Annotated in this window: 15 protein-coding genes; 1 reads left to right on the top strand and 14 read right to left on the bottom strand. The window is 61.9% G+C overall.

The features are described 5' to 3' along the window. The 6 genes from Y707_RS0103445 to Y707_RS0103470 form a co-directional block, all read right to left on the bottom strand. Positions 1-3,942 carry a hypothetical protein gene (locus Y707_RS0103445; RefSeq protein WP_026534049.1) on the bottom strand — a complete coding sequence of 1,314 codons (3,942 nt, stop codon included), beginning with the start codon at positions 3,940-3,942 and terminating at the stop codon, positions 1-3. A 236-nt stretch (positions 3,943-4,178) separates the two neighbouring features. Next, positions 4,179-5,369, bottom strand: coding sequence for an elongation factor Tu (gene tuf, locus Y707_RS0103450; RefSeq protein WP_026534050.1), 1,191 nt, complete (start codon positions 5,367-5,369; stop codon positions 4,179-4,181). 191 nt (positions 5,370-5,560) lie between these two features. Then, on the bottom strand, positions 5,561-7,675 hold the full coding sequence (fusA, locus tag Y707_RS0103455; protein WP_026534051.1) for an elongation factor G: 2,115 nt from the start codon (positions 7,673-7,675) through the stop codon (positions 5,561-5,563). Positions 7,676-7,774: 99 nt separating this feature from the next. Further along, on the bottom strand, positions 7,775-8,245 hold the full coding sequence (rpsG, locus tag Y707_RS0103460; protein ID WP_026534052.1) for a 30S ribosomal protein S7: 471 nt from the start codon (positions 8,243-8,245) through the stop codon (positions 7,775-7,777). Beyond that, on the bottom strand, positions 8,245-8,619 hold the full coding sequence (rpsL, locus tag Y707_RS0103465; protein ID WP_026534053.1) for a 30S ribosomal protein S12: 375 nt from the start codon (positions 8,617-8,619) through the stop codon (positions 8,245-8,247). Before rpsL ends, rpsG begins: the two co-directional genes overlap by 1 nt. 414 nt (positions 8,620-9,033) lie before the next feature. Further along, positions 9,034-9,468, bottom strand: coding sequence for a DoxX family protein (locus tag Y707_RS0103470; protein ID WP_026534054.1), 435 nt, complete (start codon positions 9,466-9,468; stop codon positions 9,034-9,036). A 171-nt stretch (positions 9,469-9,639) separates the two neighbouring features. Between Y707_RS0103470 and Y707_RS23130 the strand changes: the two genes are divergently transcribed. Next, the gene (locus Y707_RS23130; RefSeq protein WP_081744582.1) at positions 9,640-11,109 is read left to right on the top strand and encodes an AAA family ATPase; all 1,470 of its coding nucleotides are present in this window, start codon (positions 9,640-9,642) and stop codon (positions 11,107-11,109) included. Between the two features lie 40 nt (positions 11,110-11,149). Here Y707_RS23130 and Y707_RS0103480 read toward each other — a convergent pair whose 3' ends face one another. The 8 genes from Y707_RS0103480 to Y707_RS0103515 all read right to left on the bottom strand — a co-directional run bounded on the left by Y707_RS0103480 (position 11,150) and on the right by Y707_RS0103515 (position 23,253). After that, positions 11,150-12,655 carry a tripartite tricarboxylate transporter permease gene (locus Y707_RS0103480; protein ID WP_051441603.1) on the bottom strand — a complete coding sequence of 502 codons (1,506 nt, stop codon included), beginning with the start codon at positions 12,653-12,655 and terminating at the stop codon, positions 11,150-11,152. Further along, the gene (locus tag Y707_RS0103485) at positions 12,652-13,107 is read right to left on the bottom strand and encodes a tripartite tricarboxylate transporter TctB family protein (RefSeq protein ID WP_026534056.1); all 456 of its coding nucleotides are present in this window, start codon (positions 13,105-13,107) and stop codon (positions 12,652-12,654) included. The genes Y707_RS0103480 and Y707_RS0103485 overlap by 4 nt, the downstream gene beginning before the upstream one ends. Positions 13,108-13,113: 6 nt before the next feature. Continuing rightward, a complete protein-coding gene (locus Y707_RS0103490) occupies positions 13,114-14,154 on the bottom strand; it encodes a tripartite tricarboxylate transporter substrate binding protein (RefSeq protein WP_051441604.1) in 1,041 nt (346 codons plus the stop codon). Positions 14,155-14,398: 244 nt separating this feature from the next. Continuing rightward, entirely contained in the window at positions 14,399-16,162 is a 1,764-nt protein-coding gene (locus Y707_RS0103495; protein WP_035780161.1) for an FAD-dependent oxidoreductase, read from the bottom strand. Continuing rightward, positions 16,159-17,016 carry a sugar phosphate isomerase/epimerase family protein gene (locus Y707_RS0103500; RefSeq protein ID WP_026534059.1) on the bottom strand — a complete coding sequence of 286 codons (858 nt, stop codon included), beginning with the start codon at positions 17,014-17,016 and terminating at the stop codon, positions 16,159-16,161. The genes Y707_RS0103495 and Y707_RS0103500 overlap by 4 nt, the downstream gene beginning before the upstream one ends. Then, positions 17,009-18,076 (bottom strand): Gfo/Idh/MocA family protein, encoded by a 1,068-nt coding sequence (locus Y707_RS23135; RefSeq protein WP_051441605.1) that lies wholly within the window; start codon positions 18,074-18,076, stop codon positions 17,009-17,011. The genes Y707_RS0103500 and Y707_RS23135 overlap by 8 nt, the downstream gene beginning before the upstream one ends. A 306-nt stretch (positions 18,077-18,382) precedes the next feature. Beyond that, complete coding sequence (locus Y707_RS23140) at positions 18,383-19,201, bottom strand: LysR family transcriptional regulator (RefSeq protein WP_253905040.1); 819 nt, start codon at positions 19,199-19,201, stop codon at positions 18,383-18,385. 152 nt (positions 19,202-19,353) lie between these two features. Beyond that, positions 19,354-23,253, bottom strand: a complete 3,900-nt coding sequence (locus tag Y707_RS0103515; protein WP_026534060.1) for a DNA-directed RNA polymerase subunit beta' — start codon at positions 23,251-23,253, stop codon at positions 19,354-19,356. Positions 23,254-23,268: the final 15 nt, after the last annotated feature.

The following is a 23,268-nucleotide window of genomic DNA, read 5'->3' on the forward strand; positions in this document are numbered from 1 at the left end:
CTAGTCGCTTCGCGCGCGCAGCCGGGACAAGCGCCATACCGCCAGGGCGATGAGTCCTGCAGCCAAAGCTGCAAGCAGCAGGAATGTATATCCACGCAAGTACCACAGAACCGCCACACCAATTCCGGCTGCTCCCCACCATACGAATAGTCGACGATTGGCCTGCAAGCCGAAAACCAGCAGCACCGCATGGCCAGCCAACGTCCAAACGGTCTGCACGCTGTCTTGGAATAATGCGGGCACCAGTCCACTGAGCGAAAGCAATGCGGAACCTGCAATTGCGACATAGTCGCCGCGGCCGCTTCGTTGACGGAAGTATTCGAAGGACGCGAGCAGGGCCAGGATGACAACCCAGTATTGGGCCTGCCAAAACAAGTCGACGGACCCAGCGCTGAGCAGCCACACCCGATGAATGCAGCCTGCCACAACGATGGATGCCACTTCGGCCGCCAGCTCCCGCCAAGGTTGCGGCCATTCCAATACCGCGGCTGCAGCGGACACGGCGAGCGCCAAACATCCTGCGTATGCCAGCCAGTCGATGCCGCGGACGTTGGCCGACACTGCGGCGAATCCAAGAACGGCCAGCGAGCCACCCGACAGGACAGCGGCGTGTGCCCAGACCCATCCCGGCCCGGCATCCCCAAGGAGCATCTTCACTGCCACCTCTGAGTCCGGGCGCGGCGTAGTGAACCGTCGTCCAACAACCGCTGTGATGACATACAGCACCACGGCAGCCGCGGCCAGGGACACCGGAAATACCCACGCCTCCTGGGACAGTGATGGCACACCGGATAGGTCGAATAGCTCCGTTGCCGCCGCGTAGAAGGCACCCGGAACAGCAATCACACACCCGATGAGCAGGGCGGCGATACCTGTCGTCATGCTGAAGATGACAAACCCGCCCGCTGCGATCAACAAGATCAGCGCATGCCAGCCCATCTCATCAGCCGGAGCAACTGCGACTGCAGCCCCAATAAAGAGCGCACAGGAAACCGCGCGCGGGCCGCTGCCGGCCATGTTGACGGCCCGACGGGCCCATAGCCACGGGCCTTCGTTGCTGTTTCCCACAGATCTGCCGGCGAAGTATTCTGCAGCGATCACCATGGCGGATATGACCAGGAGGATCACAGCGGCTGCGGGACGGTTCCACAACGGCTCAGGCAGCCATCCACCGGTGCGCAACCCCATTACGCCAGATGGCACGGAGGCCAGGCCGACTACTGCGAAGGCGACCGGCAACGCCCGCCAACCATGGCCGGCGGCCCCGCCTGCGGAAGGAACGCCGGCACCACTCAGCCACCATGCCAAGCCATACACTGTCAGCATCGACAGTTGCACAAGCAGGGCTGCTTGGTCTGCACCGCTTGCATTCACCGACAGATTGAATAGGGTACCGCCGGCCACCATGGCATAACCAAACGGCAGCAGGACCAGGGCGGCCAATACCGCCCAGCCGGTGACCGACCGAAATGCAACTCCTTGCAAAGGCCGCCCGGATCGGTCCAGGTACAGCCGGGCAAGCTGACCAGCCGTCAGGGTGACCGCGAAGACGGCCGCTCCGGCGTGCCAGTCGGCGTCAAACAATTCAAGCATCTGCAATGCTCCGAGAACCAGACAGACCTGGGCGGCGACTGCATAACTGCCGCGCACGCTTCGGCTTCCATCGGATACTGCCCGCAGTCCGGTATAGATCACTCCAATTCCAAGCACCAACTCGGCTGCCCAGTCTGCCGAGTTCACCTCCACCAGCAGCGCTGCACCAGCGATGCCGAGCAGTCCGGCACTGTGCGCCCAAGGACGCACATTACCAATGCGCGCATTGAGGTGCCCGTGGATACTTGACTTGGCTCCATTCCGTCCCAGCACAAGGGTTGCTGATACGACTGCCACACCGAGTGTTGTCCAGGTCAGCAGTTCAGCCCAATCCGGCAGTACCCAGATGAACCCGGTTAGCCCTTCCGCGCCTCCACCCTCTGCTCCGCCAGTGGCTCGTTCCGTCCGGTCGAGAAGGAGAGCAGAGCCAAGGCCTATTGTCACACCGACCGGCAGAAGAAGTGCGCGCGCACCGGCACCTCGGGGATGAACGGCCCTCCGCCGCAGCGCCATGGCCGAGCCCGCCACATTGGCCAGCCACAGCAGTGCAAGGACTGCCACCCCCGCTTGTTCCGCTGCCAATGGATTACCAGCGGAGTCGCTGGGGAATGTCCCGGCGGCATCCGGGAAGTAACCGGAAGCCGCCCATGAGGCCACCGATCCACCGGCGAGCGGCAAGACCACAAGCACGCCCATCCTCAGGAACGCCCTGTTAAGTCTTGATTCGAAGCGCATAGCCACAGTGGTGGCGAGCACCGACAGTGACAGGAGGATTGCCTGGCGCCACGGCGCTGGTCCGGCCTGTTCAAACAGCGCACATAACCCTCCGGCCAGCACCAGCCATGCCATCTGACGGCGTTCCCGAAATGCTACGACGCCCATTGCTGCTATTACGAGGAGCAACGCCCAATTGAATGACGACCAGATATTCGCTTGATCCGACAGTCCCGGACTGTCAGGCTGGACCAGCCGCCCATTGCCAATCACGGCCAGGGCAAGCGCCGTCAGACCCACGCACCAAATTTCGGTCCGGATGAAGCTTTCGGCTGTCGTCCTTTTCCAGCCAGGCAGTTGTGGACCTGCCGGGCCTTCCAGCAGTCGACCGTAGGAAGCCTTGAGCATGCTGACCAAAACCGCTTGAAGTGCGAGCAACACACCGACAATGCCGATCGTTTCATCTACTCCCGCGCCGAGTTCGTACGCGCCGAAAGCCAGTGCCAATGTGGCCGTGACCCGGCCGGCAGTCAGGTCCAGGGGACGGTCGTCGGGCGACCCGGCCATAGTAGAGGCAGCGTAGTAGAGAGTGGCCGCTGTAAAGAGGACGAGGTAGTCGACCGAATCGAGTATTGGCGCTGCGACCACGGCCGCGGCCAAGGTTGCCGGAACCACAAAGCGATGTGCGGCCTGGAATGTCTTCAGGTAAATGTTCGCCAACCAGGCGGGGCGCCTGTACACGAGAAAGGTGGATACCGCGGCCAGCATCATTGTCATGATGAAATACCAGATGACCCCTTGGTTCACCATTGCGCCACCGGACCACGACGTCGAGACCAGGAACGTCAGCGCGAGCGCCGCCAACACCTTGCTCTGCAGCCTGCTCCCCGCATGGATGAATGCGGCGGTTCCAATCAATGAGGTAGCGAACCAAGCCAACGGGATGTCGTGCACGACGAGCAGATGCAGTGCCAGCCCCGTGACAGGTATCAGGGCGAGTCCCGTGCCGGTAAAGGCTGTGGCAGAGGGCCGCAACCTCTCACTCCGCGCATGGATGACCAGCCCACCGGTGTAGAAGAGGGCAGCGACGAGTACCAAACCGATAAATTTCACAGCGGCCGGGACCGCCAAACCGATGGAAAGCGATGCAGCAGATATCAATAGCAGCGCCGCCGCGTAGAGCGTTATGTTGATGTTGCGCAGGGTGCGCTGCTCGGCCGTTTTCTCCTTCGCTGCTGGATCCCGGGCAGGGCGCGATGGTTGTGCAGAGCCCGAACCCTGAATCTGTCGAAACCCGTCCGCCGGTGACCGCACGTGGGACGGTGCCTGCTCAGGGAACGGTGTCTTCGATGGCGTCGTTTTCGGACCTGTAACGGAAGCAATTTGTTCCGGCGCCACCGGCGCTTCCCGGGTCTTGGCAGGTGCCACCCGGGTTCTTCCCGTCCGGTTCCGTCCTGCCGTGAAGCCATCCCGCCATGCCTGGCCAGCCGCCACGGTGTGGGGGTGGCTGGTAATCAGCTGGGCGGCACGGCGGCTCTTGCTGCGCTGCCTTGCGCCACCGGCCCACCAGCCAAGGCTAAAGATCACGGCTGCGGGAATCGACAACATCAACAGGATGAACAACAGTAAGCCCAACTCATGATCCCCTCAGCCCGGATGAAATACCTCCATTAGCTTAGACAAGCAAGGGGGCCTTTGGAGTACAGACGGGCCGGCCTGTGGATAACCACTTCACCGCTCCCCCGCCCGGGCATGGGAAAAGCCCCGCTGCCGGAGCAACGGGGCCTTTCTCGAATGCGGTTCCGTCGGACAGATCTGCTGCCCCAGGCCGTGCCTGAGACGTCAGTCCGCGGAGCGCGTGTAGCCGAAGACTACTTGGTCACCGTGGTGACACGGCCTGAACCAACGGTGCGGCCACCCTCGCGGATGGCGAAGCCGAGGCCCTCTTCCATGGCGATGGGCTGAATCAGCTCAACGCTCATTTCCGTGTTGTCGCCGGGCATAACCATCTCGGTGCCTTCCGGCAGCGTGATGACGCCGGTGACGTCCGTGGTGCGGAAGTAGAACTGCGGCCGGTAGTTCGAGTAGAACGGGTTATGCCGTCCACCCTCATCCTTGGACAGGATGTAGACGTTGGCGTCGAAGTTGGTGTGCGGGGTGATGGAGCCCGGCTTCACAATAACCTGTCCACGCTCGACGTCTTCGCGCTTGATACCGCGCAGCAGCAGACCACAGTTCTCGCCGGCCCATGCCTCGTCGAGCTGCTTGTGGAACATCTCGATACCAGTGACCGTGGTCTTCTGGATCGGGCGGATGCCGACGATCTCGACCTCGGAGTTGATCGCGAGGGTTCCACGCTCGGCGCGGCCCGTCACGACGGTTCCACGGCCAGTGATCGTGAAGACATCCTCGATCGGCATCAGGAACGGCTTGTCCTTGTCGCGGATCGGGTCCGGGATGTTCTCATCCGCAGCATCCATGAGTTCCACGATTGACTCGGTCCACTTCGGGTCGCCTTCCAGTGCCTTGAGGCCGGAAACGCGGATAACCGGAGCGTTGTCGCCGTCGAACTCCTGCGAGCTGAGCAGTTCACGAACTTCCATCTCGACCAGGTCGAGGAGTTCTTCGTCGTCAACCATGTCGGACTTGTTCAGCGCGACCATCAGGTAGGGAACGCCAACCTGCTTGGCCAGCAGAACGTGCTCGCGGGTCTGGGCCATCGGACCGTCAGTGGCGGCAACCACGAGGATCGCACCGTCCATCTGAGCTGCACCAGTGATCATGTTCTTGATGTAGTCAGCGTGGCCGGGGGCGTCAACGTGTGCGTAGTGACGCTTCTCGGTCTGGTACTCAATGTGCGCGATGTTGATGGTGATGCCGCGCTGCTTCTCTTCCGGAGCCGCGTCAATCGAATCGAATGCCGACGCGTTGTTGATATCCGGGTACTTTTCAGCGAGCACCTTGGAAATGGCAGCCGTCAACGTCGTCTTTCCATGGTCAACGTGACCGATGGTGCCGATGTTGACGTGCGGCTTAGTCCGCTCGAACTTTGCCTTCGCCACTGGTTCCTCCTAGAACGTTTGGTAGTAAAACTTACATTCAGTGCCGCTTCTCGCCACTGAAACCCATGCAAGTCTACTGGGGGCTTCTAATTTGTTTAAATTTCTTCGATGGTTCGCCGCTTCCGGCACGGAGCCGGTTGCTGGCAGGTAGCGGTTGGCACCTGGAGTGCAGGTGCCAACCAATGGTGCTGCTACTCGCCGCGGACCTTCTGAATGATCTCCTCGGCCACCGCTTTGGGGACCTCGGAGTAGCTATCAAACTGCATGGAGTACACAGCGCGGCCCTGAGTCTTCGACCGAAGGTCACCGATGTATCCAAACATACCGGACAGTGGAACATGCGCGCGAATGACCTTCACACCGCTTGCATCCTCCATGGACTGCATCTGGCCGCGCCGGGAGTTCAGGTCACCGATAACTTCGCCCATGTATTCCTCAGGCGTGCGGACCTCAACATCCATCAGCGGTTCGAGCAGAACCGGCTTTGCCATCCGCGCAGCTTCCTTGAAAGCCATCCGGCCGGCAATCTTGAACGCCATCTCCGAGGAGTCGACGTCGTGGTAGGAACCATCAAGCAGAGTCGCCTTGATACCGACAACGGGGTAACCGGCGAGCACACCGTCGTTGAGGGCATCCTGGATGCCGGCGTCAACGCTGGGAATGTACTCACGGGGCACGCGGCCACCAGTAATCTTGTTGTCGAATTCGTACATCGCACCTTCGGCAGTATCCAGGGGTTCGATCTTGATCTGGATCTTCGCGAACTGGCCGGAGCCACCGGTCTGCTTCTTGTGCGTGTAGTCGTGCTTGGCAACGGTGCCCTTGATGGTTTCGCGGTACGCAACCTGGGGCTTGCCCACGTTGGCGTCAACCTTGAACTCGCGGCGCATCCGGTCCACCAGGATGTCCAGGTGCAACTCGCCCATACCGGCGATCACCGTCTGGCCAGTGTCCTCGTTGAGGGAGACCTGGAATGTCGGGTCTTCTTCGGCGAGCTTCTGGATGGCGATGGAAAGCTTTTCCTGGTCACCCTTGGTCTTGGGCTCGATCGCGACGTCGATCACCGGCGTCGGGAAGGTCATGGCCTCAAGGATGATCTGGTTCTGGGAGTCACACAGGGTGTCACCTGTAGTGGTGTCCTTCAGCCCGATCGCCGCATAGATGTGACCAGTGGTGATCTCATCAACGGGGTTTTCCTTGTTGGCATGCATCTGGAAGAGCTTTCCGATGCGCTCCTTCTTACCCTTGGTGGAGTTGACCACCTGGGCGCCCGAAGCTGCCTTGCCGGAGTAAACGCGGATGTAGGTCAAACGCCCGAAGAACGGGTGCGTGACGACCTTGAACGCCAGCGCCGAGAACGGTGCGGTCGAATTGGCCGGCCGGGTGATGGTCGCCTCGAGATCGTTGACCGGGTGGCCTTCGATATCCGGGACGTCCAGCGGGGACGGCAGGTAATCGACGACGGCGTCCAGCATCGGCTGGACTCCGCGGTTCTTGAATGCGGAACCACACAGTACCGGGTAGATCTCGGAGTTGATGGTGAGCTTGCGGATGCCCGCCTTGATCTCGTCGATCGTCAGCTCTTCACCCTCAAGGTACTTCTCCATCAGGGACTCGTCGGCCTCGGCAACTGCCTCGACCAGTGCAACGCGGTATTCTGCGGCGCGTTCCTTCAGGTCTTCCGGGATCTCTTCAATCTCGTACTTGGCTCCCATGGTGACGTCACCCTTGGAGTCGCCGCGCCAGGTGAGTGCACGCATATGGATCAGGTCGACAACACCCTCGAACTCGCTCTCGGAGCCGATCGGCAGCTGGAGAACCACCGGCTTGGCCTTGAGGCGGTTAATGATGGTGTCCACGGTGAAGTAGAAGTCGGCGCCGAGCTTGTCCATCTTGTTGACGAAGCAGATACGCGGAACGTCGTACTTGTCGGCCTGGCGCCAGACAGTCTCGGACTGCGGCTCAACGCCCTCTTTACCGTCGAAAACTGCGACGGCGCCATCGAGCACGCGCAGTGAACGCTCCACCTCAACGGTGAAGTCCACGTGGCCCGGGGTGTCGATGATGTTGATCTGGTTGTCGTCCCAGAAACAGGTGGTGGCGGCGGAGGTGATGGTGATACCACGCTCCTGCTCCTGTGCCATCCAGTCCATCGTCGAGGCACCGTCGTGGGTCTCGCCGATCTTGTGGTTGATACCGGTGTAGAACAGGATTCGCTCAGTAGTAGTGGTCTTACCGGCATCGATGTGGGCCATGATGCCGATATTGCGGACCTTGTTGAGGTCGGTAAGCACGTCAAGTGCCACGGTGTCTGCCTTTCAGGTTGGCCAAGTACGACGGCGGTTATTGCGGTTGTCCCGCTCCGGCAGGACCGGTGCGGGCCGCCGTCGTCGTACGTCGGTTTTCTACCAGCGGTAGTGGGCGAAGGCCTTGTTGGACTCGGCCATCTTGTGGGTGTCTTCGCGACGCTTCACAGCGGCACCGAGACCGTTCGAGGCGTCCAGAATCTCGTTCTGGAGACGCTCGGTCATGGTCTTCTCGCGGCGGGCCTTGGAGTAGCCAACCAACCAGCGCAGGGCCAGGGCGGTTGAACGGCCGGGCTTGACCTCGACGGGAACCTGGTAGGTGGCGCCACCGACACGGCGGGAGCGGACCTCAAGGGCCGGCTTCACGTTTTCCATGGCTTTCTTCAAAGCCGCAACGGGGTCGCCGCCGGACTTCGTCTGGACACCTTCGAGGGCACCGTAAACGATGCGCTCAGCGGTCGACTTCTTGCCGTCAACAAGGACCTTGTTGATCAGCTGCGTGACCAGCGGGGATCCGTGAACCGGATCAATAACTAGTGGGCGCTTGGGCGCCGGGCCTTTACGAGGCATTACTTCTTCTCCTTCTTCGCGCCGTACAGGCTGCGGGCCTGCTGGCGGTTCTTGACACCCTGGGTATCAAGCGCACCGCGCACGATCTTGTAACGGACACCGGGCAGGTCCTTCACGCGTCCGCCGCGCACCAGCACGATGGAGTGTTCCTGCAGGTTGTGTCCCACACCGGGGATGTAGGCGGTAACTTCAATGCCACCATTGAGGCGTACACGGGCAACCTTGCGCAGAGCCGAGTTCGGCTTCTTCGGGGTGGTGGTGTACACACGGGTGCAGACGCCACGGCGCATGGGGCTGCCCTGCAGCGCGGGGGCGTCCGTCTTGGAGGCCTTGGGGGTGCGGCCCTTACGGACCAGCTGGTTAATCGTAGGCACTTTCGTGTTCTCCGTATTTTCTCGAGATAATTCTCATTCACTCGGCCCCCGCGGCCCTGTCCCGTCCAAGTCGTATCGACCGGACAATGGCGGACTGCCGAAGCAAAGCACTGTTGACTCAATCTGCACACTTTGCGGTGGTCCATTCGCAGAAGGAGCCTAGGCACGCAAAAACGTGGCATTCGTTGCACAAGAACCCTGCAACCCGGAAACAGGCACCGGCTTCACTCTCAGATCAGAGATCCGGGTTGAAATCGGCCTTCATCCACTGCCACACAAACAATTGACTACTAGCCTAGCAGACTTTCCAATCCACCCGGAGGTCGGCAGCCCGCATCCCGCGCACGACATCGGCCGGCACCTCCACAATGGAGCCGCCAGCCGGTGCGTGCAGTTCAGGTATGGAACGCCGGGTTAGGCCAGCGCGTTCAGCTTCGAGCCCTTCCGGGCGAAGATCGCATTGTCCAGCGACAGGCGGCCCGGACCAACCAAGGCCACAGCCAGTGCTGCTGCACCGAGCATGAGGACCAGCTCGAAGCCGCCCGCTGTCACGAACACTCCTGCGGGGGCATGGACCAGGACGATGGCGCCGAGCATGTTCAGGGTAAGCAGGATGGCGAATGGCCGCGCCAGCAGACCAAGAATCAGTGCGATTCCGCCAACGAGCTCAAGAGTGGCTACAACCGGGGCCACGATGTCCGCTGCGGGAACGCCCATCTCGGCAAATGCCCCCTGGGTGCCCGCAATAGTGAACTCGTTGAATTTCTGCCAGCCGTGTGCGGCAAAAAGGAAGCCGGCAACGACGCGGAGGACAGTCCGGGCAGCAGCGGTCAGGGAAGAGTTGTTCATAGGTTTCGCCATTCGGTAGAAATTCAGTTGGTCACAGCGTGCGAATGTAGCCGCTTCGCGCCTAATTGGTTGACGCTTCAATATAAAGTGTTCCAGCCGAGAGTTGAACTGTCAACTAAGTGACCAAGTATTTCAGCCGAACAGCCACAAGAGCGCTGGTAATGTCATGCCATGACGGAGAATCTGGGGAAGTTCATGGACGATTTCGCCGAGTTGGTGCAGCTGGTACAGGCGAAGCAGCAGCGGTATCCCAGAGGTGAGCAGTTGCTTGCCACCCTCGCTGAGCACCTCGGCCATCCGGCGCATGAAATTCCGGTCGTGGTGGAGGAGATTCCGGCACACCGGTTCGTCGACGTTGACATCCTGCTGGCAGAGCTGACAGCTGAGGACCCGGACAAGCGGCTGGTCGGTATAGGCGGCGGTGATCAACGCCACCACTCCTCCTTGAGCGATATGCTCCAGCAGGCCCAGATTTTCCCGCAGTTTCCGCTCGCCCAACCGGACTATGCAAACCTGGCCATCGGCCCCAATGAACAGCGGCAGGCAGTAGCCCTCGGGATCTGGTTGTTCAGGTATGCGGGCGTACCGCTGGCCGTGCTGCAGCGGAAGGCAAGTCCCGGTTTCGACCGTCCGACGGCATTGCTGGAAGTGCTTTCACCCGATTCGGCCGTCGTCGCGGACTTCCTTGCGGTAGTGCGGACCAGGATGCAAACGCGAAGCGTGCTAAAGGGCCAGGTGGTGTCACTGACCGTGGACGAATATGGATCGATGGGTGCTGGGGTGACTTTCCACGCCAGGCCCGGCTTGACGCCGTCGGACGTTATTTTGCCCGAGGGGCTGCTGCAGAAGGTCGCGGACCACGCTGTTGGAATGGCGGAGCACCGGACGGCGCTCAAGTCCCTGGGCCAACATCTCAAACGCGGCATTTTGCTCTATGGACCGCCGGGAACCGGCAAAACGCACACCGTGCGCTACCTGTTGAGCCAAAGTCAGGGTACGACGGCGATTATCCTCTCCGGCGGTTCGCTCGCCTTCATTTCCGAGGCCGCGCGAATGGCCCGTGCATTGCAGCCATCCATGGTCATCCTCGAGGACTGCGACCTGATCGCAGAAGACCGCAGCTTTGGGCATGGACCGCAGCCGCTCCTCTTCGAGGTTCTCGATGCCATGGACGGTCTCGACGACGACGCGGACGTAGCCTTCATCCTCACCACCAACCGGGTGGACATGCTGGAACGGGCGCTCGCCCAGCGTCCGGGCAGGGTGGATCTGGCGGTCGAGATTCCCCTGCCGGAGACTGTGGAGCGGGCGGCCCTGCTGAAACTTTACGCGCGGCATATTGCTTTCAGTCCGGAGGCCATCACAGAGGCGGCGCAACGCACTGCCGGAACAACCGCATCCTTTGCCAAGGAACTGGTGCGCCGCTCCGTCGTTGCCGCGACCCTTGAAGGAACGGACATTGCTGAGAGGCACCTGTTCGCTGCAGTCGACGAGCTGATGGCTGACACCGCTGCCCTCAACCGGAGCCTGCTGGGCAGCGGTACCGGGAGCCTGGATGGTTTCGGTGGAGGCGATGACGACGATGAGGATTCCGGGCCGTATCCACTGCCCGGGACCGGACGGGGCTACCCCGGTCCCTGATCGTCTCGCGTAAGGGTCCGGGGTAGCCGTCTTGACAAATTTACTTCTGGTTCGTGTTTTCCACTTCTTCCGACAACTCCTTGCGGCCCTTCTTAGCCCGCCAGAGTGAGAAGAACAGCGATGCCGCGCCGAGTGCGAGCAGCACGAAGGGCAGTGGCTGGAGCATCCAGCTGTAACTGCCGCCGTACTGGATCATGGCCAGGCGGAAATTGTCTTCCGCCAGCGGCCCGACGATCACGCCAATAAGCAGTGGCGCAATCGGGAATCCACCCTTCATCATGAAGTAGCCCAGCACACCGGCCACCAACATCACGAGAACGTCGAACGGATTGGTCCGCACCGCGTACGCGCCCACGATGGACAGAATCAAAACAATTGGCCAAAGCAGTGCCGGTGGTATCCGGATGACCTGGGCCCATGCCCTGATACCGACAGCGCCGACAACCAGCAGAACCACGAAACCAACGAGGATCGCAATAAACGAACCGTAGACAAGGTCCGGATTCGATTCGAACAGCTGCGGACCTGGCCGTAAACCCTGGACCAGCAGGGCGCCGATCAAGACCGCTGCCGCTGTATTTCCGGGAATGCCGAGGGTCAGCGTCGGCACCAGACCGCCAACCTGGGCCGAGTTGTTGGCCGATTCCGCTGCCGCCACACCTCTCGGATCGCCCTGGCCGAACTGCTTTTTGTCGCCACGGGCGAACCGCCGCGTCTCGTTGTAGGCAACGTAGCCGCCGATATCGCCCCCGACTCCAGGAAGTGCTCCGATGAAGAAGCCCAGCACACCGCTGCCTATCGTCGTCGGTCCCATATACCGCAGCTGGGCCAGCTTTAGCCTGAAGCTTCCCATTGTGGACACGCGGTTTTCCTTGTGCATGTGTTCAATCTGGAACAATGCCTCCGCAGCGCCGAAGAGCCCCACCAGCAAGGCGATGAGTTCGATGCCGCCGCTGAGTTCCGTATTACCGAAAGTAAAGCGTTGAGCACCGGAAATCCCATCCAGTCCGACCATCGCGATCAGCACGCCAATCGCGGCGCTGATAACGCCTTTGGCCAGCGCACCCTCGCCCAGCGAGGCGATGATCGTCAGGGCAAGGACTGCCAACGCGAAGTACTCTGCGGGTCCGAACTGGAGCGCAACTTCGGCGACGGCGGGTGCCGAGACGATCAGCATCACCGTCGCCAGAATTCCACCAACAACGGACGCGACCAGTGACACACTGAGGGCGTAGCCCGCCTGCCCCTTGCGAGTCATCGGATACCCATCCAAAACCGTCGCCGCCGAGGCGGGCGTACCCGGTGTCCTCAGCAGGATGGCCGGAATGGAACCGGCATAACAGGCACCGTTGTAGATTCCCAGCAGCAGCACCAGGCCGGGCAGCGGATCCAGCGTGAAGGTGAAGGGGAGAAATACCGCGATGCCCACGGTTGCGGACAAGCCTGGCATCGCTCCAACGACGACGCCGAGCAGAATCCCCAGGACCGTCAGGATCAGTACCGACGGGTCCAGGACAGCTTCCATCCCTGCGAGCCAATTACTCATATCGGCAAACCTCCCAACCCACTGGTCGGCAACGCCACGCCGAGAAGCACCCGGAACAGGTAGAACAATCCCAGGCCGACTCCCAGCGGCATAACGATCAGCGTCACCGGCCGCCGGATTCCCAGCAACAACAGTTCCGCCAGGATGAACAGCACGGTGGTAATGACAAAACCGATGACGTCGAGAACCAGGGCATATCCGATCAGCAGCAACACCGTGCCGATGATGCGCCAGGCGTTGCCGTCGCGGGGCAGCGCTTCACCGGGCTGCGGACGCAACAGGGGAACCAGGGCGAGCAGCCCGATCACCACTGCCAGTGCCCGTGGAAATGCTGCCACTCCGGGATCCAGTTCCTGCACCGGATCAGGCAGCGTGAAGCTGTACACGAACACGAATACCGCCAGTGCCAGTAGCAGCACTCCCGCTATCCGGTCACCAAGATTGGTTGTCATAGAGGGTTACTCCGCGCCTATTCCGACTTCATCGATCACCTGGGAGTACTGCTCTGTGAGTCCCTGCAGGTAGTCTGAAAACTCCTTCGGGGGAAGGTAGTCGAGCGTCAGATTCTGCTCGGCCATGGACTGCTGGAAATCCTCGGACTGGATTGCTTCATGAAGACAGTCATCCAGTTTTTGGACAGTAGCGTCTTCGGTTTCCGCCGGCACTGCGAGCCCCAGGTGTGAAGCGGAAGTCCAGTCGATGCCGATTTCCGACAAGGTTGGAGTATCCGGAATGGCATCCAGGCGCTCTTCTCCCGCAACCGCGAGTGGACGCAACCTGCCGGATTCGACCTGGCCAATGGCTTCATTAAGCACCACAACGGTCAGATCCGCCTGGCCACCAATAGTTGCCTGCACAGCCGCAGCCCCGCCTTCGAACGGCAAATACCCGAAGGAGTCCTCCACGCCCGCTTCGACAGCGAGCCCAGCGGCAGCCAAGTGGTAGACGGAACCGGTTCCGCTGGTGGCCGCATTGATCGTTTCACCATCTTCAGCCGCCGCAATGAGCTCCTCCATCGTCTCGTATGGGGAGTCAGCGGGAACGAAGTAAACATGCGGATTGAGTGCATACCTCATGACGCCCTTGACGTCTTCGGGACTGACCTCTGTAGTGCCCAGTTTGTACAGATAGGCCAGCTCCGTGGCTGTGGCGCCAACGGTGTAACCGTCCGGCTCGGCATTCGCGGTTGCGGTGAACCCGACAGCTCCGGCGCTGCCCGTCTGGTTACTCGCAATAATGTTCGTGCCGCAAGTCTCCTCTGCAATGGCAGCCATCCCGCGGACGCTGACATCGGTACTGCCGCCGGCGGAATACGGAATAATCATTTCGATGGTCTCGGAAGGAAATTCACTTCCTCCTCCGCCGCCGCTGCCACAAGCAGTCAAGCCGAGCAGGCTCACGGCGGCAGCCGCAGTACCAGTCACGCGCAATGCGCGCTTTTTCAAGTTCGGTCCGTGGTTCGGCACTGATCCACCTTTTCCCTGCTTGAGCATTTGCATGGTCGGCTCCTTTGTCTCACACATTTCATTGTCGTTATGTCAGTCCGCCGACAGACGCCCCCACATCCCCCGCCCACATCTGCCGGCACGAAGGTCCGGCTCCAGCTCTTGAACGGTATGCGCACACATGTACGAATTGCGAACGTTTGTAGTTTAGCTCACAGACAGTGACGTGTGCAACAGATTTGCGGCGAGTCTTTGCTGATCCGGGTTCCAACCAGGCAGGAGCACCCAGGGAAATGGATTAGCCCAGTGCGGCGTCGTCATCCTCATAGGCCGTGGCACCTGCCAGGTGGCGGCCAGCGACATAGCCGAATGTCATGGCCGGGCCGATGTTGATGCCGCCAGAGGGGTAATGTCCGCCGAAGACGGATGCCTGGTCGGTCCCCACCGCGTAGAGTCCGGCGATGGGTTTGCCACCGTCGTCGACCACCCGCGCCTCGGCATCCGTTTCCAGCCCCATGAATGTGCCGAAGCTTCCCGGAACAACCTTCACCGCGTAGAAGGGCCCGGTTTCGATCGGCGCAAGGGACGGATTTGGCGTGACCGTGGGATCACCGGAATACCTGTTGAACTGCGTCTCACCGCGTTCAAAATCCGGATCGACGCCCTCACGCGCATGGACGTTGAACCGGGCAACCGTGGTGGCAAGGCCGACCGGATCGATTCCGCATTTGCGGGCTAGTTCTTCGATCGTCCGGCCCCTGGTCAGGTAGCCGTTCCGGACATAAAGGAATGTGGGGATGGGACGCGGCTTTGACATGCCCAATGGATAACGCCGCTGGAACGTATGGTCGGCGATGAGCCATGACTCGACGGGTTCGCCCTCCGGTACAGCGTTAACCATTCCGAGGACGTAATCGTGATACCCGTTGGCCTCGTTGACGAAACGCCGACCGTTGCGCAGCACCCCGATGATTCCGGGCTTTCCCCGGTCCGCGATATGCGGGAAAACGCCGGTCTTGCCGTTGGCGTACGGCACAAGCGATACAGGGCACCACGCCACGGGTGAGGCGAGGGAACGGTCGATGTGTCCTCCGGCCCGTTCGCCCAGCGTCAGCCCGTCGCCCTCGGTCGACGCTGGCGCAAGCGTATGGTGGTCCGCGCCGGTTTCGTGCGGGAAAAGCTCAATCCGGCGCGCCTTGTCGTTCGGGAAGCCTCCGGTTGCGAGCACGGTACCGCGGGCGGCATGAATCCTCACCGGCCCCTCCGGGGTGTCCACCGTCGCTCCCACGACCCGGCCGCCGTCGTCGTGGATTAATTCCCGCGCCGGGGCGTTGACCCGGATGTCAACGCCGAGGTCATCTGCCGATTTCATCAACCGGCCGATCAGTGCGGTGCCATTGACAAGCTGCGTCCCTGCCCTGTGGGTCAACAGGTCCCAGAGGTGGAAGCTCACGCGCCATGCTGCATGGAGGATGCCTTTGATATCCCCGCGGGAGGCCCGGAGGAACTTCTGCAGATCCGGACCGGCCATGATGCCCATTCCCAGGAACGATGTTTCGTAAAGTTGCTTGCGCATCTTGGCCTGCAGTTCCTTGCTGAAGCTGCGCTTGTTGATCGGTTTTGGTGCCACCGAGCGGTGTCCAGTGCCCGCGCCCGGTGCCTTGCCATGGATATCCGCGACCCATTTCCCGGGCGTGAATTGCAGCGATGTCTTGCTCTCGAAGAAGCCAACCATACGAGGAGCCGCCTCGAGCAGGGCATCGACCTTGTCGGCCCGGAAGTTCCCGTCGAGCTGGCTCTCGAGATAGGTCCGCGGTTCCTGGACGTCCTCGTTGACCCCGTCTGCGCGGGCCAGGGGGTTCCGCGGAGCCCACATCCACCCTCCGGACCAGGAAGTCGCCCCGCCACAAACAGGAGCCTTTTCGACGACGACGACGTTCAGCCCGTGATATGCGGCAGTCACCGCTGCCGAAAGGCCGCCGGCACCCGCACCGACGATAAGTACATCGCAGTTGATCTCGTGGGTGGAGCTTTTTTCAGGCGACGAAGCAATTGAGGTCATGGTTTCCATTCGATTCCGGTTTTCTCTTGCCGCTGCAGTCCGGCCGCGGCCAGGAGCACGTCGTCGGCCGCGGTCTTCAACTGGCGGGCAAATTCGCTTGGGCCGAGATCGGCCTTCAGCGAGTCGGCCGCAACCTCCACGCTGACGGGCAGCGAAGGGTCCAACGCCGCGGCCAAAGCTGCCAGCGGGAAATCGCCATCGCCGGGAATGCGACGGTTTGACCGGGATTCAAAGATCAGCGCCTCCCTGTCCGGCGGGGGCACGCCGGGCCCGTCGCACAACTGCAGCATCGGAATGTAACCGGCCGCGCTGCGCACCTGGTCGAGGGTGCCGCCGAACCGGGCGAAGTGCAGCGCGTCAAGCAGGACCGAACATCCTGCCTGTTCCGCCATGCCGGTTGCCGCGGGCAGGGAGGCGACCTGTTGGTAGGAGATTGGCTCAAGGGTTGGGATGATGCCGTGACAGGCCGCATCCTCCGTAAGCGCGGCCAGCGTGTCGAGCAACCGGTGGCGGTCCGGATCGGCGGCCGCGACGGTCATGTACCGCGCCCCGAGTTCGGCGCCCGCTTCCAGCATCGGTCCCCACTCCTGAGGACCGGCATACCCATCGAGCAGCAGGAATTCGATATCCATCACCTCGATCCCGGTATCGGCCATCCGCTGCCGGGTCTCGGCGAGCAGCGGTGACCCCGGTGCCAGATTGTAGGATCTCTCTCTGGTGGTGACGGGCCGTACCCGCACGCCAATGAAATCGAAACCCGCATCTGCGGCGGTTGCCACCAGTTCTGGCGGTGACGTGTCCAGCAGCGACAGCTGGGCCAGTCCAATCCGGCGCTTAGTGTGCGGATTATTCATCGCCTATCCTTACCGGCATGCCGCGGACCGCGGACTCATACACAGCCGTCACTATCTGCAGCGATTTCAAGGCTTCCCGTCCGGTGACGGCCGGCTCCCTGCCGGAACGGATGGCGTCGACAAAATCGGCGATTTGCAGGGCATGGAAGGGAGCCAGCCGGGCATTTATCTGCGACAGCGGCACATTAGGCTCCACGCCGTCGTCGTAAACGGGGGCATAATGGGCCTCCCCCGGCACCGCCCACAGATCATTGGCCCCCGGCTCGCCTTCCGGATACTCGGACACGCTCGCTGAGGCACCATTTCGGCCGGTGACCCGCACCTGAACACCTAGGTTTGGGGTCACCGCCGTGGAAGCCTGCACAGTAGCCAGCGCGCCGGATTCGAACAGCAGCGTGGCCACCGCCGAATCCTCCACCTCGATATGTTCGCCGTGCTTGAAGGTACCGACCCGGCCGGTCACCTCGGCCACTGGGCCCATGAACCACTGCAGCAGATCGATGTAATGGATCCCCTGGGTCATCAATACCCCTCCTCCATCGGTGGCCCACATTCCGCGCCAGGCGTCGGCCGAGTAGTACTCCGGCTCGCGGTGCAGCAGCACCGAACAGTGGCCGAGCACCGGGTCGCCGAGCGTGCCGTCGTCGATCGCGGCCCGGAGCCGCTGGGCTGCCGGCCAGAACCGGCGCTGGAACAAGACCCCGAGGACGACACCGGCATCCTCACAGGCGTCGATCATCCGCCGGGCGGAAGCGGAGTCGACGGCGATCGGCTTTTCGCACAACACATGCACTCCGCGTGACGCCGCGGCGACGACGACGGATTCATGAGTGGGATGCGGGGTGCAAACGCTGACCACGTCCAGCCCCAGGTCCAGCAACTCGTCCACGGTTTCCACTGCAGAGGAAATGCCGGCTGATGCGGCAAAGGACGTGGCACGGTCAGTATCCACGTCGCAACAGCCAACGACGACGGCACCTTCCGCGGCCAGGTAGGCTTCGGCGTGGTTGCCGGCAATCGCCCCACATCCGACGATTCCCACACGTAACTGTTCAGTCATGACTGGCCTCCTGCAAGACATTCTCCAATGGCAAAGGCGCGGGTCATCGCCGAACCGAGGGCTGTTCCGTTGCCGGAACGGGCATCGCGGAACATTGCCAGTGTGTCAACCGAATTATGGCTCGTCCAACACTAAATCAGTCATAAGTTATGTACCTTACGCACATAGTTGCTGAAGATCTGCTCAGTCGTCGCTTCCTGATGAATGGGAGAGCACTCCCCCGGCCAGTTGCGGTGGGGTGGGCAGCACTTCGGCAGCCACCTCCAATACCGCCTGGAGCGCCTCAGAGGAGTGCTCGGGATTCCATCAAATTCCACTTGCATGGCGTGGTGGATTCTCCCCTGACAACGGTACGAACACAGCACCGGCCGGAGCTATGGACTGCAGGCACTCCGGGACGAGACTGATCCCCACACCGGCAGCCACCAGGGAAAGGATCAGGAACGGGTCCACCACTTCCTGCACAATGCGGGGATGGAAGCCGGCGTTGGCGCCGGCCCGGCCCATCGTTTCGCGCAAGACCGACCCCGGATAGCGGGGCATCGCCACGAAATCGTCATCCGCCAGCTCGGCCAAGTCGACTTCGGCGTCCGCTGCAAGTGGATGGTCCAGCGGCAGCACCGCTTTGAGTGTCTCTATGGAGATGGCACGGTGCTGCACCACCGACGTCTCCATCGGCAGACCGACGAAGGCCAAATCGAGGCTTCCATGGGACAACTGCTGGACCGCCTCGTCCGTCATTACCCGGTCCACCAGTGAGAGTGCGATGTTGGGATGCTTTGTCCGCAGTGCCCGGGTCAGCGGCGGCAAAGTGAGGTGGTTCAGGGCTCCGGAGAAACCGATTGCTACGCGTCCGTAGACTTCGTGCTCGGTAGCACCTGCGGCCCGGCGGGCCAGATCCAGTTCGTCGACAATCCTGCGAGCATGAGGGAGGAACGAGTGGCCAGCCGCGGTCAGCGAGACCGTACGCGTATTGCGGTCGAAAAGCGGGCTTCCCAGCGACCGTTCCAGTTTCTTGATCGTTTGGCTCAGTGGCGATTGGGCCATCCGGAGCCGTTCCGCCGCCCTGCCGAAGTGAAGCTCTTCGGCCACTGCGATGAATGCCTCGATCCATCGAAGTTCCATTGTCGCTCCTCCACAGACCTGATACGGGAAAGCCTAGTATGGGCTTCCGGCAATGGCTAAAAGGAGACGACAGCAAGACCCTTCCCCACGCACACGAAAAGCCCCGCACCTTTCGGTACGGGGCTCTTCGTTGGGGTGAATCCGGTTAGTGGTTACCGGTATTCGGTGCCCATGTCGTAGTCATCGAGCGGGATGGCGTGGAACTCGGGGTTCACGTCTCCGCCGACTCCGGCGTAGTCGAAGTCGCTGAAGGCGCTCGGGCCGGTGTACAGATTCGCCTTCGCTTCCTCAGTCGGTTCGACCTTAACGTCGTTGTAGCGTGCCAGGCCGGTACCGGCCGGGATCAGCTTACCGATGATGACGTTTTCCTTCAGGCCGAGCAGCGGATCGGACTTGCCTTCCATGGCCGCCTGGGTCAGGACCCGGGTGGTTTCCTGGAAGGAAGCCGCGGACAGCCAGGAATCGGTCGCCAGCGAAGCCTTGGTGATACCCATCAGCTCCGGACGGCCCGATGCCGGGGTCTGACCCTCGGACACCACGCGCCGGTTCTCCTCTTCGAAACGGCCACGCTCGGCCAGCTCGCCGGGGAGCAGCTTGGAGTCGCCGGATTCGATGATGGTGATACGGCGCAGCATCTGGCGAACGATAACCTCGACGTGCTTGTCGTGGATACCAACGCCCTGGCTGCGGTACACGCCCTGAACCTGGTCAACCAGGTGCTTCTGGGCGGCACGCGGGCCAAGGATACGCAGAACCTGCTTCGGGTCCACGGCACCGACAACCATCTGCTGGCCGACGTCGACATGGTCGCCGTCCTCAACCAACAGGCGGGCACGGCGCAGAACCGGGTAGGCCTGCTCCTCGGATCCGTCATCGGGGGTGACGATGAGGCGCAGCTGGCGCTCGGTCTCCTCGATGGTGACCCGGCCCGCGGACTCTGCGATCGGCGCGACACCCTTGGGCGTACGTGCTTCGAACAGCTCCTGAATACGGGGCAGACCCTGGGTGATGTCGTCGCCGCGGGAAGCGGAAACAGCACCACCGGTGTGGAACGTACGCATCGTCAGCTGGGTACCCGGCTCACCGATGGACTGTGCGGCGATAATGCCGACGGCCTCGCCGATGTCCACGGTCTTACCCGTGGCCAGGGAGCGGCCGTAGCACTGCGCACAGGTTCCCACCCGTGATTCACAAGTCAGCACGGAGCGGATCTTGATCTCGGTGACCCCGGCCTTGAACAGCCGGTCGATGAGGACATCGCCGACGTCGGCGCCGCCTTCTGCAAGCACCTCACCATTGGCATCGACGACGTCGGTTGCCAAAGTACGGGCGTACACACTGGATGCAACATCCTCGTGCAGCGTCCGCTCGCCTCCAACTTCGAGGGCGATCGGCAACGTCAGGCCGCGCTCGGTGCCACAGTCGTCTTCGCGGACGATGACATCCTGCGACACGTCGACCAGACGACGGGTCAGGTAACCGGAGTTAGCGGTACGCAGAGCCGTATCGGCCAGACCCTTACGGGCACCGTGGGTGGCGATGAAGTATTCCAGCACCGACAGGCCCTCGCGGTAGGAGGACTTGATCGGACGCGGGATGATTTCACCCTTGGGGTTCGCCACCAGTCCACGGATACCGGCAATCTGACGGACCTGCATCCAGTTACCACGTGCACCGGAGGAGACCATGCGGTTAATCGTGTTCGACGCCGAAAGGTTCTTCTGCATCGCCTCCGCAACCTCATTGGTGGCCTTATTCCAGATGTCGATCAGTTCCTGGCGCCGCTCGTCGTCAGCAATCAGGCCCTTCTCGTACTGGCTTTCCACCTTGGCGGCCTGGCCCTCGTAGTTCTCGAGAATGGCGGGCTTCTCCGCCGGCTTGGCGATGTCCGAAATCGCAACGGTCACACCGGAACGGGTTGCCCAGTAGAAACCGGAGTCCTTCAGGTTGTCCAGCGTCTGCGCGACGATGACCTTCGGGTAGCGCTCGGCAAGGTCGTTGACGATTGTCGAGAGCTGGCCCTTGTCTGCCACGGCGTCGACCCACGGGTAGTCATCAGGCAGGGTCTCGTTGAAGAGCACCTGTCCCAGCGACGTCTCGACGGTAACCGGCTGACCCGGCTCCCAGCCTTCGGGCGCCTGCCATCCCTCGTTCGGGGTGAAGTCCGTCAGGCGGATCTTCACCGTCGAGTTCAGGTGCAGCGAGCCCTGATCGTGGGCCATGATCGCCTCGGCCAATGAACCGAACTGGCGGCCTTCGCCGGCGGAGCCGACGCGCTTGGTCGTCAGGTGGTACAGACCGATGATCATGTCCTGCGAAGGCAGGGTGACCGGACGTCCGTCGGACGGCTTCAGGATGTTGTTCGAGGACAGCATCAGGATGCGGGCCTCGGCCTGCGCCTCCGGGGAGAGCGGCAGGTGGACAGCCATCTGGTCGCCGTCGAAGTCAGCATTGAACGCGCCACAGACCAGCGGGTGCAGCTGGACAGCCTTACCCTCAACGAGCTGTGGTTCGAATGCCTGGATACCGAGACGGTGCAGGGTTGGCGCACGGTTGAGCAGCACCGGGTGTTCGGTGATGATCTCTTCGAGCACGTCCCAGACCTGCGGGCGGTAACGCTCGACCATCCGCTTGGCGCTCTTGATGTTCTGTGCGTGGTTGAGGTCAACCAGGCGCTTCATCACGAACGGCTTGAACAGCTCCAGCGCCATCTGCTTGGGCAGACCACACTGGTGCAGCTTCAGCTGCGGACCGACGACGATGACCGAACGGCCGGAGTAGTCAACACGCTTACCCAGCAGGTTCTGGCGGAACCGGCCCTGCTTACCCTTGAGCATGTCGGACAGCGACTTCAGCGGACGGTTGCCCGGTCCGGTGACAGGACGGCCGCGGCGGCCGTTGTCGAAGAGGCTGTCGACCGCTTCCTGGAGCATCCGCTTCTCGTTGTTCACGATGATCTCGGGTGCACCGAGATCAAGCAGGCGCTTCAGGCGGTTGTTGCGGTTGATCACGCGGCGGTACAGGTCGTTGAGGTCCGACGTCGCGAACCGGCCGCCGTCGAGCTGGACCATTGGGCGCAGTTCCGGCGGGATCACCGGGACAGCGTCCAGCACCATGCCCAGCGGGCTGTTGGTGGTGGTCAGGAACGCGTTGACAACCTTCAGGCGCTTCAGGGCACGCGTCTTGCGCTGGCCCTTGCCGTTCTGGATGATGTCGCGCAGGTGCTCGGCTTCGGCGTGCATGTCGAAGTTCTCAAGGCGGGCCTTGATCGCGTCGGCGCCCATGGCACCTTCGAAGAACAGGCCGTAGCGGTCGCGCAGTTCGCGGTACAGTCCCTCATCACCTTCAAGGTCGGCGACCTTGAGGTTCTTGAAGCGGTCCCAGACCTGCTCGAGGCGCTCGATCTCGGCGTCGGCACGCTTGCGCACGTTCGCCATCTGGCGGTCGGCGGCGTCGCGGGCCTTCTTCTTCTCCGCAGCCTTCGCGCCGTCGGCCTCCAACTTGCCGAGGTCATCCTCGAGCTGACGTGCGATCGCGGCGATGTCGGAGTCGCGGGTGTCGACCTTATTCTTCTTCTCGATGTCGTGCTCGGTCTGCAGGTTCGGCAGCTCGGCGTGACGTGCTTCGTCGTCGACACTGGTGATCATGTAGGCGGCGAAGTAGATGATCTTCTCAAGGTCCTTCGGCGCCAGGTCCAGCAGGTAGCCCAGGCGGGAAGGAACACCCTTGAAGTACCAGATGTGCGTGACCGGGGCGGCGAGCTCAATGTGGCCCATCCGCTCACGGCGCACCTTGGCACGGGTTACTTCAACGCCGCAACGCTCACAAATGATGCCCTTGAAACGGACACGCTTGTACTTGCCGCAGTAGCATTCCCAGTCGCGGGAAGGTCCGAAGATCTTCTCGCAGAACAGACCGTCCTTCTCAGGCTTGAGGGTACGGTAATTGATGGTTTCGGGCTTCTTGACTTCGCCATAGGACCAATCGCGGATCTGGTCCGCGGTGGCCAGGCCGATGCGCATGTGGCCGAAGGAAGATTCTTCGTTGGACATAGGGTCCCTGTTCTC

The sequence above is a fragment of the Arthrobacter sp. H14 genome, assembly GCF_000520495.1.
GTDB lineage: Bacteria > Actinomycetota > Actinomycetes > Actinomycetales > Micrococcaceae > Arthrobacter_C.